This is a genomic window from Bariatricus sp. HCP28S3_D3 (assembly GCF_052065755.1).
In the GTDB taxonomy this organism is placed as follows: domain Bacteria; phylum Bacillota; class Clostridia; order Lachnospirales; family Lachnospiraceae; genus Allocoprococcus.
In genome coordinates this window covers 127,167-140,911 of record NZ_JBQHTK010000001.1, presented here as the reverse complement: position 1 = coordinate 140,911, position 13,745 = coordinate 127,167, and the positions used below count along the sequence as shown (strand labels likewise).

The 13,745-nt window shown below is 45.6% G+C and carries 13 protein-coding genes; all 13 read left to right on the top strand.

The genetic code is table 11. The features are described from left to right. The first annotated feature begins 84 nt into the window (after positions 1–84). The 13 genes from ACTNB3_RS00625 (at position 85) to ACTNB3_RS00565 (ending at position 13,741) form a co-directional block, all read left to right on the top strand. Entirely contained in the window at positions 85–1,383 is a 1,299-nt protein-coding gene (locus tag ACTNB3_RS00625) for a tyrosine-type recombinase/integrase (RefSeq protein ID WP_441018906.1), read from the top strand. Positions 1,384–1,713: 330 nt separating this feature from the next. Continuing rightward, positions 1,714–2,070 (top strand): hypothetical protein, encoded by a 357-nt coding sequence (locus ACTNB3_RS00620; RefSeq protein WP_441024089.1) that lies wholly within the window; start codon positions 1,714–1,716, stop codon positions 2,068–2,070. Beyond that, positions 2,015–2,617 carry a sensor histidine kinase gene (locus ACTNB3_RS00615; RefSeq protein ID WP_441024087.1) on the top strand — a complete coding sequence of 201 codons (603 nt, stop codon included), beginning with the start codon at positions 2,015–2,017 and terminating at the stop codon, positions 2,615–2,617. Before ACTNB3_RS00620 ends, ACTNB3_RS00615 begins: the two co-directional genes overlap by 56 nt. Continuing rightward, positions 2,614–3,360 carry a response regulator transcription factor gene (locus ACTNB3_RS00610; RefSeq protein WP_441024085.1) on the top strand — a complete coding sequence of 249 codons (747 nt, stop codon included), beginning with the start codon at positions 2,614–2,616 and terminating at the stop codon, positions 3,358–3,360. Before ACTNB3_RS00615 ends, ACTNB3_RS00610 begins: the two co-directional genes overlap by 4 nt. Positions 3,361–3,510: 150 nt before the next feature. Beyond that, positions 3,511–5,022: a CoA-transferase gene (locus ACTNB3_RS00605; RefSeq protein ID WP_441024083.1), complete on the top strand. Its 1,512-nt coding sequence runs from the start codon at positions 3,511–3,513 to the stop codon at positions 5,020–5,022. 317 nt (positions 5,023–5,339) lie between these two features. Further along, on the top strand, positions 5,340–6,914 hold the full coding sequence (locus ACTNB3_RS00600) for an ABC transporter substrate-binding protein (protein WP_441024081.1): 1,575 nt from the start codon (positions 5,340–5,342) through the stop codon (positions 6,912–6,914). Positions 6,915–7,042: 128 nt separating this feature from the next. Further along, positions 7,043–7,993 carry an ABC transporter permease gene (locus ACTNB3_RS00595; RefSeq protein ID WP_441024078.1) on the top strand — a complete coding sequence of 317 codons (951 nt, stop codon included), beginning with the start codon at positions 7,043–7,045 and terminating at the stop codon, positions 7,991–7,993. 11 nt (positions 7,994–8,004) lie between these two features. After that, positions 8,005–8,901 carry an ABC transporter permease gene (locus ACTNB3_RS00590; protein WP_441024076.1) on the top strand — a complete coding sequence of 299 codons (897 nt, stop codon included), beginning with the start codon at positions 8,005–8,007 and terminating at the stop codon, positions 8,899–8,901. Then, a complete protein-coding gene (locus ACTNB3_RS00585; RefSeq protein ID WP_441024074.1) occupies positions 8,901–9,923 on the top strand; it encodes an ABC transporter ATP-binding protein in 1,023 nt (340 codons plus the stop codon). The genes ACTNB3_RS00590 and ACTNB3_RS00585 overlap by 1 nt, the downstream gene beginning before the upstream one ends. A gap of 2 nt (positions 9,924–9,925) precedes the next feature. Further along, positions 9,926–10,897, top strand: coding sequence for an ABC transporter ATP-binding protein (locus tag ACTNB3_RS00580; protein WP_427818937.1), 972 nt, complete (start codon positions 9,926–9,928; stop codon positions 10,895–10,897). A gap of 138 nt (positions 10,898–11,035) precedes the next feature. Beyond that, positions 11,036–11,866 (top strand): acyltransferase domain-containing protein, encoded by an 831-nt coding sequence (locus tag ACTNB3_RS00575; RefSeq protein WP_427818938.1) that lies wholly within the window; start codon positions 11,036–11,038, stop codon positions 11,864–11,866. A gap of 95 nt (positions 11,867–11,961) precedes the next feature. Beyond that, positions 11,962–12,726, top strand: a complete 765-nt coding sequence (locus tag ACTNB3_RS00570) for an SDR family NAD(P)-dependent oxidoreductase (protein ID WP_427818939.1) — start codon at positions 11,962–11,964, stop codon at positions 12,724–12,726. Between the two features lie 31 nt (positions 12,727–12,757). Further along, positions 12,758–13,741, top strand: a complete 984-nt coding sequence (locus ACTNB3_RS00565) for an AraC family transcriptional regulator (protein ID WP_441024070.1) — start codon at positions 12,758–12,760, stop codon at positions 13,739–13,741. Positions 13,742–13,745: the final 4 nt, after the last annotated feature.

The window sequence follows — 13,745 nt, the reverse complement described above, 5'->3', positions numbered from 1 at the left end:
TCATCGGCATAAGTAACCTTATTACTTTACGCACACCATATGTCACAGTCCCGATTGCCACGGATAGAAAGGGGAAATTTATCTATGGCAAAAGGTTCTGTAAGAAAAAAAGGTAAAAAGTGGTACGCACGCTTCTACATCGAAGATGAAAGCGGCAGAAAAGTACAGAAAGAGTTTGTGGGAACAGAAAGCAAGTCCGAAACAGAAGCCCTGCTCAGAAAGGCAATCGCTGACTATGAGGAAAAGAAATTCGTTGCGAAGTCTGAAAACATCACGGTCGGTATGCTGCTTGATCTGTGGGTGGAGGAAGAACTGAAACCCGGCAATCTCAGCAATGGTACGGTAATGTCCTATCAAGGAACGGTCAACCGTATCAAACAGCACCCGATAGGAAACCGAAAGCTGAAAACCGTAACCGCCGACCATTTACAGGCGTATATAGATTTTCTCAGCTTTGGAGGTACAAATCCTGACGGTACAACCGCAAAGGCACTCAGCAAAGGGTATCTCCGATTGTTTTCGGCTGTTTTGCAAGGGGCGTTCCGTTTTGCAGTATTCCCGAAAAGGCTGATAACCTTTAACCCGATGCAGTATGTGGTATGGCGAGGAAAGAAAGAAGAATACGAACTGTTCTCGGACGAGGATGGAGAAACAACTTCCACACCAACACTCAACTACGAACAGTATCAGAGGTTAGAGGATTTTCTAAGAAAGAAAAATAATCCTGCACTTCTGCCTATACAGATAGCCTATTATACAGGCTTGCGTATTGGAGAGGTCTGTGGACTGACTTGGCAGGACATCAACCTTGAAGAACAATATCTGACAGTACGCCGCAGTATGCGTTACAACGGGGCAAGGCACAAAACAGAAATAGGGGCAACAAAGCGTAAAAAAATCCGCACCGTAGACTTTTGCGATACGCTTGCCGCTATCCTAAAAACTGCGAAAGCAGAACAACACAAAAACCGTTTCCGATACGGGGAACTGTACAGCCTTAATTACTATTTGGAGGTCAAAGAAAAAGACCGCACCTATTATGAGGTTTACAGTCTGCCGAGGTCGGAGGAAGTCCCTGAGGGGTACAAGGAATTATCCTTTGTCTGCCTTAGATCTGACGGGGCATTTGAAGCACCGAGTACGGTGGGGATTATGTGCAGGACAGCGAGAAAAAAGGTGGAGGGATTGGAGGATTTCCACTTCCATATGCTCAGACACACTTATACAAGCAATCTGCTTTCAAACGGTGCAGCACCTAAAGATGTGCAGGAACTTCTCGGACACGCTGATGTAAGTACCACAATGAACATTTACGCTCACGCTACAAGGGAAGCGAAGCGTACTTCCGCAAGGTTGCTGGATAAGGTAATCGGCGGAGAATAAAAATTTCCCTTGTTTCGGCTCATAAGGGCAAAAACAAGGGAAATTACATAAGGTTTGAACATTTAACAGGCGGTATGCCTTGAAAATACAGGGTTTATAGAGGACTGAATAGATAAATGACAATTTTGTAGAGTATTTCCATCGTTAGTGTACCTCCTTGATCCCGAAACGGGCATATTGTCCCTCCTGGATAGTTTAAATTAGAACTATTATATCGCCTGAAAGAGGAATGTCAATTAAATTTCTATAAAACTGACACACTTCCCTGCATTCTGTCTCTATCCGGATGTAGGAAAATAAATTACAATAGTATCATAGGAGTGAGCGTATATGATTCGAATGGAAATAGCATTGTTACTGGTCCTGACATTCGTGGCGTTTGTCTATTTCTCGGCAGGGCAGAAACACTCGAGGCTACATCAAACATTTTCGATTCTTCTGATTGCGGTACTGGTTCATCTTGTATTTGATGCGGTAACCGTTTATACAGTGAATCATCTGGACACAGTGCCGAGAATTCTGAATGATATTTTTCATCGCTTTTTTATCGGAACGATGGTATTTGTTGTCTATCTTTTCTACCAGTATATTGCGGTCTTGGTGGAAGAGGAGACTGGAAAACCTCGGCGGTTTGATCTGGTGGCAAAGATTTATCTGGCTGCTGTTTTGCCACTGGAACCAGATTGACGGAAAGAAGAAAAAGGCGATTGGTGCAGCTCTTGTGATCGAAGTATGTGTATCCTTGCTGCAGGCGGTGAATCCGACCTGGCTTATCAGCGGAATAGGTATGACTCTGATGACGATGGCTTTCTATCTGACGCTTGAGAATCCGGACATTCTGCGTGCAGAACTGACGGAACAGAAGATGTCCATGCTTTATTTGAAAAGTCAGGTGAATCCCCATTTCCTCTATAATACACTGGACACGATCCGGATTCAGGCCCAGTTAAATGATGATAAGAAAGTAGCAGATCTTCTGATGCGGCTGGTGGATTTTTTCAGACTGAGTGTGAAGGCTGACCGGCAGATGGTAGCGCTGGATGATGAGCTGGAGCTTTTGGAAGCCTACATGGAATTGATGTGTTACCGGTATCCGCAGCTTATGTGCAGTTATGACATTGATCCGGAACTCGGTGGTGTTCTGGTGCCGAATTTCATTTTGCAGCCGGTTGTGGAAAACAGTCTGCTCCATGGACTGAAAAACAAAGGCTATCGTGGGGAGGAAGTGCGGTGAAAAAGCTTAGAGTATTGCTGGTTGATGACGAAATTATGATACGGGAAGGATTTAAACGTCTGTTTGACTGGGAAGGTCATGAATGCGAAGTTGTTGGCGAAGCATCCGATGGAATGGAAGCGCTGGCACGGATCGATACGTTTTGTCCGGACATTGTGACCATGGATATCAATATTCCGATCATGAACGGACTGAAGGTGATCCAGCTCAGCAGAATCAAACATCCGGGAATTGCTTTTGTTATTGTGCCCGGATATGATGATTTCTCGTATTGTCAGCAGGCGCTTCGTCTGCAGATCACGGATTATATTCTGAAACCGGTTGATTACGAAGAATTTGGAATTTGTATTGATAATCTGAAGATATTGTTGTATGAAAAGCGGGTGTCGGAGGAAGGAAAGGCAGGAGTGAAGAACGAGCGTGTGATTACCGGGATCACCAGATATATGCAGGAACATCTGGCCGAAGAAGTGAGTCTTTCCGTACTGGCGGAAGAATTTCATCTGAATCCGCAGTATATCAGCCAGTTATTTAAAAATGAGATCGGAGTAGGATTTCTCTCTTATCTGACAAATATCCGTATGGAGAAAGCGAAGAAACTCCTTGTGTCTACGCAGCTTTCCATGGTGGAGATTGCAGAACAGACCGGATATGGAGATTATCGGGTATTTACCAAGGTATTTAAAAAGACAGAAGGAATCACACCGTCCCAGTATCGGCGGGAATTCCTGGAGGAACGGTAGAATTGAGGCAATATAACAGGAAAGTTCTGGACTTTATACAATGATTCTGATAGAATAGCTACAGATTTATGAGTAGAACGGCATCGGCAGGCAGGATGTAGGATTCCTTGTTCACCGGTGCTGTGTTATGTTATGAGGGGGACATTTTTCATGTATGAAATAATGAGTGCCGATGAGGCAATTCGACTGATCCGGGACGGAGATTGTATTTGTGTAAATTCGTTTGTAGGAATTGAAAATCCTGTAGCACTTCATGAGGCACTCTTTGACAGGTACCAGAGGATGCAGTCACCCAGACATCTGACGATTGTTTCCAGTGCCGGTTTCGGTGTGTGGGATGAAAACCGTAATGCGGAAGGGTATATTCGGGAAGGTGCTGTAGACCGACTGATCTGTGGGCATTTTGGCGCTATGATGAGTACGAAGAAGCTTGTGTTGGAGGATCGGTTTGAGGCATACAATCTGCCGCTGGGCTGCATTTCTCACGCAATCCGTGCACAGGCGGGCGGACTGCCGGGAGCACTTTCCAAGGTGGGGCTGGATATTTTCGTGGATCCGAGAATGGAAGGGCCTGGAATCAATCGGATTTCGATTGATGATTCTCTGGTCAAACATGTCGAAGTGGATGGGGAGGAATTTCTCTATTATAAGCTGCCGAAACTTACAGTTGCTCTGATCAAGGGAACGGCAGCAGACCGTAAAGGAAATATTTCTTTTGATGATATGTTTATGTCCGGTGACGCATTGTCCATCTGTCAGGCGGTTAAGGCGAATCATGGAAAGGTGATCGTGCAGGTGGACCGTCTTGTGAATACACCTTCCCGTCCGCGAAACGCAATCATACCGGGGTGCCTTGTGGACGCAATTGTTGTGACAGAACCGGAAGAACGGAATGAAGCGTATACCGCTTTGACCGGAAGCTTTGAGATTCCTTATGAAGAGTGGAATATGTGGAATGAGAAGATCGATACGGTTTCTTCGAAAGCTTCGAAGAACAACACCGTCGGAAATATCATCGGCCGGAGGGCAGCAATGGAGCTGCGCCTGGATGACATTGTGAATATCGGGATCGGTATTCCGGAAATGGTTTCCAGACATGCAAGAAAGAACGGAATGCTGGATATGGTGACATTGACGGTTGAGTCCGGAGGAATCGGTGGATTCCCGGTATCCGGGGAGGCATTTGGCGCCATGATCGGTGCAGCATCAGTTTATGATATGGCCAACCAGTTTGACCTTTATGATAATGGCGGGCTGGATGTTTGCTTCATGGGAGCATTGGAAGTGGACGGACAGGGAAATGTCAACGCACACCGTGGCCCGGGGACCTTTGCGGGAATCGGAGGATTTGCCAATATTACAGCGAAAACACCGACGGTTGTGTTCTGCCTGACGTTTAATACCAAGGGGCTCGAGGTTTCCCAGAAGAAAGGGGTCGTTACAATTGAAAAGGAAGGTACGATCCCGAAGTTTGTAGAGGAAGTAAAAAGCATCAGTTTCTCGGCTAAGCGGGCCATTGCCAACGGTCAGAAAGTACTGTATGTCACAGAACGGTGTGTATTCCGGCTGACACCAAAAGGACTAAAGCTGATTGAAGTATTTCCTGGAGTGGATGCCGAGAAAGATATTCTTTCACATCTGCCGTTTGAGGTGGAATTATAATTTTGCCGAGGCGTACCTGAACAATGCCCGGGATTTCTCAGCATGTGTGCGGCTGAAATCCACGGGCATTTTTACGCTCTATTTCATAATTCGTAAGCGCCAAATCATATTTGGCTTCTGCTCCGTATTCCAGAAACTATGAAAAATATATAGAAAAGAGTTTATACATTTTAGGATTGATTTTTGTACAGTAAAGCAGTCAAGGTTTATAGATAAGACAAATAAATAGACAAAATCTATCATTATTTTGAATTTGATACTACCCAGTATGTTTATTATACTTAATATATAAATACAAATTTGGGAGGAAATAAAGTATGAAACACAAAACATTGTCACGCATTCTTGCATTCGTTATGTGTGCGACGCTTGTTCTGGCTGGCTGCGGCAAAAAGGAAAGCAGTACAGATAACAAGACAGATGCATCCGATGCAGCGACCACAGAACCGATTGAACTCAACGTAGCGATTGCGGCAAATCCGCCGTCACTGGATCCGCCGACTGTCAATTCCAATACGGTTGGAGGAATTGGTGTACATATTTATGAATCATTATTCCAGATGAATGAAAACTATGAACCGGTTCCGGTGCTGGCTGAATCCTATGAAGTGAGCGATGACGGAATGGTTTATACCTTCAAACTTCGTCAGGGTGTGAAGTTCCATAACGGCGAAGAAATGAAAGCAGATGATGTAGTAGCTTCTATGAATCGCTGGCTGGAGCTTTCTGCTAAAGCAAATACACTGATCGGTGGTTCTGTATTTGAGGAAGTAGACGATTATACCGTAAAGATGACAGCAAATCAGGCTTCTTCTGACATTATCATGATTCTTGCAAGTCCGATTCAGTTTGCGGCAATCTATCCAAAAGAGGTCGTAGAATCTGCTTCTGAAGAAGGAATTACGGAATACATCGGAACCGGCCCGTACAAACTGGCTGAATGGAAGCAAGATCAGTATGTGAAGCTGGAACGCTATGAAGACTATCAGCCTTCACCGAATGCGTCTACCGGTCTCGCAGATGCGAAGGATGTTGTATCGGATGTGATCTATTTCCGCGTAGTAACCGATTCTGCAACCCGTATTGCAGGTGTAGAGAACGGTCAGTATGACATCGCAGAAGATGTTCCGCTTGAGAGATATCAGGAGCTTTCTGAGAAATCAGGACTGAAGCTGATCATCCAGAGCGGCGGTACACTGAACCTGTTCCTGAATACAACAGAAGGTATTATGGCAAATGAAAAAGTAAGACAGGCAGCACTTGCAGCTCTGAACTGTGATGATGTTCTTCTGGCAGCTTACGGAGATCCGAGTCTGTATGAAATCAATGCAGGATGGTGTAACCCAGATGACAAGCAGTGGGGAACCGATGCCGGTAAAGAATACTACAATCAGAATGATGTAGAAAAAGCAAAAGAACTTCTGGCTGAATCCGGATATAATAATGAGAAGATCGTTCTCGTAACGACTCCGGATTATGAAGAAATGTACAATGCAACACTGGTTGTACAGGAACAGCTGAAACAGGCGGGGTTCAATGCCGAAGTAGAAAGCTATGATTTCAGCACCTTTATGGAACATCGTTCTGATCCGAAGCAGTTCAGCATGTTTATTACAAGCAACAGCTATAATATGCTTCCGGTTCAGCTTTCTGTACTGGATAAAGGCTGGGCAGGATTAGACCGTCAGGAAGTAACAGACGGAATTACGAAGATTCGTTCTGCAGCATCCGATGAAGAAGCAGCTGCAGCATGGGCAGATCTCCAGACATTCCTGTATGAAGACGGTGCAGCAACTGTTCTCGGACATTTTACAAACGTTATTTTGACAAATGAGAAAGTGGACGGAGTCGGCTATGTAAGATTCCCGATTTACTGGACCGCAACAAAATAGTTTTATCTTGAACTTGAAAATATGCGATAGCAGGATGGCGGCGGTGCTTGTATGCAACCGCCGCTTCTTTGATTTTATTGGAAATTAGATTTTCCAGAACGATATCAAGAGAAAGGAGTTAATCTCTTATGTTAAAATACATTGGGAAACGTATCTTGTCCCTGATTCCGGTCATGTTCGTTGTATCTGTGGTTGTCTTTCTGGTAACATATCTGATTCCGGGAGGCCCGGCAACGGCGCTTCTGGGGCTGGAGGCAAGCTCGGATCAGATTGCGGCGTTGAATGCAGAACTTGGTTTTGACCGCCCGTTTCTGGTGCAGTATGCAGACTGGTTCATGAATGTACTTCATGGGGACTGGGGGAGATCGTATTTTCTTCAGCAGTCTGTACTTGAGGCCATTGCCGAATATTTTGGTCCCACGATCAGTCTTGCCATTCTGGCACAGATCATTGCTTTGATTCTTTCGGTTCCGCTCGGAATCATTGCGGCATATAAAAGAGGTACTGCGGTGGATGTGACAGCAGTAACGGCATCTCTTCTCGGAACCGCAATCCCGGGATTTCTGCTTAGTATGTTCCTTATGCTGTTTTTCGGTGTTTATCATCACTGGTTCCCGGTTTCCGGGTATGTCGGATTGGATCAGGGACTTTTGGAGCATCTGAGATATCTGTTTGTTCCGGCTTTATCGCTCGGAATTGTACAGGCAGCCTATATTACACGAATGACCCGCTCTTCTCTTCTGGAAGTATTGTATAAGAATTTTATCCGGACAGCCAGGGCAAAGGGACTGAAAGAAAAGAAAGTGATTCTGACCTATGCGCTGAAAAATGCGGCACCGGCGATTCTTACGGCTGTCGGACAGTCATTCGGAAGCCTGGTGACCGGAACGATTGTAACAGAGACTTTGTTTAATATTCCGGGGATCGGAATGCTGACGATGGGAGCGATCAACCGGAGAGACATTTTCCTGATACAGGGTGTGGTTCTTTTCGTGACACTTGTTTATGTTTTGGTCAATCTGGTTGTGGATATATTGTATGGCTTCGTTGACCCCAGGCTTCAGCCGGGACGAAAGTAGGAGGTGGAGAGATGTATTTTACAAGAAAAAGTGCTTCGGATGCCAGTATGGCAATCCTGAAAGAACAGCGCCAGCTCCGCAAAGAACGCCTTCTGGCAAGCCCGGGATTGATCATCGGATGCGTGGGATTTGTAATTATTCTGTTGTTTGCGGTTCTGGTTCCGATTTTGAATAAAACAGATCCGAACGCCATGGTAGTGGCGGATCGTCTGCAGCCGCCCGGGAAAGGGCATCTTTTGGGAACGGATGAGTTGGGACGTGACCTGTTTATCCGCGTGATGTATGGTGCGAGAGTGTCCCTCTGGGTTGGAGGATGTGTAGCTGCATTTTCTTGCATTCTGGGAACCATCATCGGTCTTTATGCAAGCTATTTTAAAATATTGGATCAGATCTTGATGAGGATTTGCGACGGCTTGATTGCGATTCCCGGAATTCTGCTTGCAGTTGCGTTGATTTCGGCATTTGGGACATCGAGCTGGAATGTAATCTGGGCATTGACGATAGTGTACACGCCCAGTGTTGCAAGGACGGTTCGGGCAAGTGCGATGGTCATACGGGAACAGACCTATGTGGAGGCCGCACAGGTACAAGGGGCAAGCAGTTTTCGCATCTTGTGGAAACTGATTCTGCCGGGCGTTATTTCTCCTTTGACGGTTCAGGCTTCTTTTATTTTTGCACAGGCAATCATTTCGGAAGCTTCATTAAGCTTTCTGGGAGCGGGAATCCCGGCACCTGCGGCGAGCTGGGGCAATATGCTTCAGGCCAGTAAACTGGTTCTTTCGAAAGCACCGTGGACGATGATCGTACCGGGAGCTGCTGTGATCCTCTGTGTACTGAGCCTGAATCTTCTGGGAGACGGCCTTCGGGATTTCCTTGATCCGAGAACAAAAGGAGGGGCAAAAAGGTAATGAAAGAGAATACGAATAAAATGACCAGGGAGCCAATCCTTGAGATCAAGAATCTTCGGGTATTATTCCCTGTTCATAAGAAATGGTATCCCGCGGTAGATGGCGTGAATCTGAGCATTCGTCAGGGAGAAATTACCGGTGTGGTTGGTGAGTCCGGATCCGGAAAAAGCGTGATGTCCCAGTCTGTCCTCAGACTGAGAGATCATGACACGGCAGTGCGCTACGAAGGAGAAATCGTCTTCGAAGGTCAGGATCTTCTGAAACTGCCGCTTTCGAAGATGAGAGATATTCGGGGAGACAGAATTTCCGTTATTTTTCAGGATCCACTGACCTCGTTAAGCCCGGTGCATACGGTTGGCAAACAGCTCAGTGAAGTACTGATTCTTCATAGAAAGTTGTCAAAACAGGAAGCAAAACAGCGCGCGGTCGAGATGCTGAAGATTACTGGAATACCAAATCCGGAGAACTGTTACAGACAGTATCCGTTTGAACTTTCCGGAGGGATGCAGCAAAGAGTTATGATTGCCATGGCACTGGCATGTGAGCCTAAACTTCTGATTGCGGATGAACCAACCACTGCATTGGACGTGACGATTCAGGAACAGATTCTTCAGCTGATCCGGAAATTGAATGATAAGCTTGGAATGTCGGTCTTGTTTATTACACACGATATGGGAGCTGTATCACAGCTTTGCCACAGTGTAAGAGTTATGTATCTCGGACAGGTTGTAGAAGAGGCGAAGACAGAGGAATTATTTGAGAAGCCGCTTCATCCGTATACGCAAGGACTGTTGGCATGTATTCCGCATCTGGGCGTGGAGAAAGGCAGGCATCTTCCGGTTGTTCCGGGAACCGTACCTCCACTAACAAAAATTCCGGAAGGCTGCCATTTCTGTACCAGATGCAAGGATGCGGATGAGAGATGCAGAAAGACACAGCCGCCGCTCTGCGAGGCAGAGCCGGGACATCTTGTAAAATGCTGGAAATATGCGGATGCAAAGAAGCAGGAACAGGAGGGCTAGGTATGGGGAAACATTTGCTGGAAGTAAAGAATTTGAAAAAGACATATCCGCTGCGGGGGACTTCGAATAAGCTGTTTGCACCGAAAGAGCATATGATTGCTGTCAATGATATGTCCTTCTATATTGAAGAAGGAGAAATCTATGGACTTGTGGGAGAATCAGGATGTGGAAAATCGACCACCGGTCGCGCTATCGTAGGGCTTAACAAGATGGACAGCGGGGAAATTCTATATAACGGAAAAGATCTCTGCCGGTTAAATGAACGGGAATTCAGACCGCTGCGAAAGGATCTGCAGATGGTGTTTCAGGATACCTTGTCCGCACTCAATCCGAGAGGACGTATCGGAGATATTCTGGAAGAGACCTTGATCATTCACGGTATGGGCGATGCTGCGAAACGCAGGGAGACGGTGCTCGAAATCCTGCAGAAAGTGGGACTGTCGGAAGAACATTATTTTCGATATCCTCATGAACTTTCCGGCGGACAGGTACAGCGTCTGGGAATTGCAGGAGCCCTGATCATTCAGCCGAAGCTGATCGTGTGTGACGAACCGGTCTCTGCACTGGACGTGTCTATTCAGGCCCAGATCCTGAATATGCTGATGGATCTGCAGAAAGAGCTTCGAATCAGTCTTTTGTTTATTTCACACGACATTGGTGTTGTGCGGTATATTTCAGACAGAGTTGGAGTCATGTATCTTGGCTCCATGATGGAGGAAGCGGGAACGGAGGAATTGTTCGAGAATCCGCTTCATCCATATACGAAGGCACTCTTTGCGGCGGCGCCGGATCCATATATACAGCGAAGAGAAGTGGCAGCGCTTCATGGAGAGCAGCCGGTGAGGACAGAGAAGTTTACCGGGTGCGCGTTCTGTACGCGGTGCCCATATGCGACAGAAAAATGCAGGCAGGAGGAACCGAAGCTCAGAGAGGTGGCAAGTGGACATAAGGTGGCATGCCATCTGGCGGAATAGTCCATCTTAAAAGAATAAGAACAGGAGTGTGACGAAAGTTCCACTCCTGTTTTGGATATTGGAAAGTTATGAACTTTACAACTATGGGAAAGTCTGATTTAATAAATATGAAATGCAAACGAAAGAGGGACATTAGGTATGGAAATACAAGAACTTATGAATAAGATTCGTCTCCCGGAGGAAGCGCAAGAGACAGTAGTCAGATTTCTCCTGGAGGAGGAAATGTATAATGAAAAGAAAGATCTGTTTTACAAAGATACGAGAGCATTTCTGAGAGAATGGAAAGAAAGTGAGAATCATCTGCAGTGGCTTCTCTCTTTTTATTTGAAATTGGCATTGGAAGTATATGAAGAATATAAGAGACAGGGTATAGCAGAAAAAATATTTGTGGATACGTTTTATGATATTACGATCTGGTGTGAGGAATGCAAAAGAAAATACGGTGTCTACGGAATAAATGAAGCCGGATGGATTGCATTTTCTATTAAGATGAGGCTGTTCCGTCTGGGCAGAATCCAGTTTGAACCTATGACACTTCAGGAAGATATGACAGGAAAGTGCGAAAAGCTGGAAGCTGGTACGAAAGTGCTCAATGTACATATCCCGGCAGGTGAGAAACTGGATATTACAGAGTGCAGAAAATCGTTCCGGCAGGCTGAAGAATTCTTCGGAGAAAGCTATGAAGCATATGTTTGTGATTCCTGGCTTCTTGCACCGGCGCTTAAGGAGATACTGCCGGAAACAAGTAATATTATACAGTTCCAGAATCTGTTTGAAATTGTAAATATACATCATCGTTTTCCGCAGGCAGAACAGCGTATTTTTGCGGAGGTCAGGGAAGATAAAGAGAATTATCCGGAAGTCACCGTACTTCAGAAACGGGCAAAAGAATATATCCTTTCCGGAAAGGACATCGGAATCGGAGTCGGATTTTTCCGAAGAAAATCAAGGATGGAAATGGCAGAATGATAAATTAAGCATTGGAAAAAACAGATTGACCTGCTGTAAGAGAACGGTTATAATTAACTATATGTTAAAAAAATAACAAAGAGGAGGGCGATGAAATGAGCCGATTAGAAGGAAAAGTAGCTATCATTACTGGAGGAAATTCCGGAGTAGGTGCTGCGACAGCAAAACTTTTTGCAAAAGAAGGTGCAAAAGTTGTGATCAGTGCCCGCAGAGAAGCGCAGCTTAAGGATGTTGCTGATGCAATCCGCGAAGCAGGAGGAGAAGTCCTTCCGGTTGTAACAGACATTTCCAAAAAAGGAGATGCTGACAAGCTGGTAGCAAAAGCTGTTGAAGCATATGGAAAAGTAGATATCCTGATCAATAATGCAGGTGTTCTTGAAGAAGGTCTGAAGCCAATCGATCGTTTCAAAGACGAGGATCTGGACCGGATTGTTGAGATCAATCAGAAAGGAACCATGTACTGCATGCGTGCCGCTACAGCAGAAATGTCAAAGACTGGTTACGGTTCTATCGTAAATGTGGCTTCTATTGCTGGTGTTATGGGATGCGGCGGTGCAGCTTATGTATCTTCCAAGGCGGCAGTAATCGGCGTGACACGCCATACAGCTCTCCGTTTTGCAGGAACCAATATCCGTTGTAATGCAGTGTGCCCGGGAACGATCGTGACACCTATGGTTGTAGGAACCGATCCGACAACTCTTGACCCGGATATGATGGGACAGATGGCAAAGCACAGTGATCTGAAAGTCCAGCCGTGTATGCCGGATGATGTTGCAAATATTCTGTTGTTCCTTGCAAGCGATGAGTCACGCGCGATTACCGGACAGGCAATCTGGACCGATTTCGGAGGAACATTATAATCAATCTCAGACAGAGAGGCGACGGGAAACTATGAACCCCGAATTAATCAGTAAAATGCAGGAGATATCTCCGGAAGAACAGAGCTATCTGGACGGAAATGCGACTGTCAACAAAGAACTTTATACCAGTGAAATTAAATTTGAAATTGATCGTAACCGTTTCCTGAAAGAGGGACGTCTGATTACGGTACGCCTGCACAGCCGGTTTATCGATTTCCCGGCCCATCGGCATAATTACATTGAAATTATGTATGTGTGTCAGGGAACGATCACCCATTATCTGGATGGAAAGGAAGTGACCCTGCAGAAGGGTGATCTGCTTCTTCTTAATCAGCACGTGCAGCACGGAGTCCGGCGGGCTGAGTATGAGGATATCGGGATTAATTTTATCGCACTGCCTGAGGTCTTTGATATCCCGCTCCAGATGCTGAAAGAGAATAATACACTGGCGGAATTTCTTGTTAACACACTTCGACAGAATCATCCGGTATCACATTATCTGGTGTTCCGACTGGGAGAGAATCAGGCAATTGAGAACCTCATGGAAAATATGATCAGTTCCATGCTGAATGATGAGCAGAATGAAGACAGCATCAATCAATATTCCATGGGGATCGTTTTTCTGTATCTTCTGCGCCATGTTGATTGTCTGACACAGAGTTCCTCACAGAGCTATAAGGATGTGGTTGTGCAGTCAACGTTATCTTACATCGATACCTGGTATAAGACGGCAACGCTGTCGAAAATCGCAGAAGATTTTCACCAGTCGCTCTCGGTGCTGAGTAAAATGATTAAACAGACCACAGGATTTACATTTCAGGAGCTGCTGCAGCGCAAGAGATTCCAGAAGGCAGTCATGCTGCTGGTAGAATCGAATCTTCCGATTGAAGAGATTGCGGTAGCTGTAGGATATGAGAACCAAAGCTATTTTTACCGTCAGTTCAAAGAACGGTATGGAATGACGCCGAGAAAATACAGGCTGGAGCATAAGAACGATCGTACAATAAGAATTTAGCAAA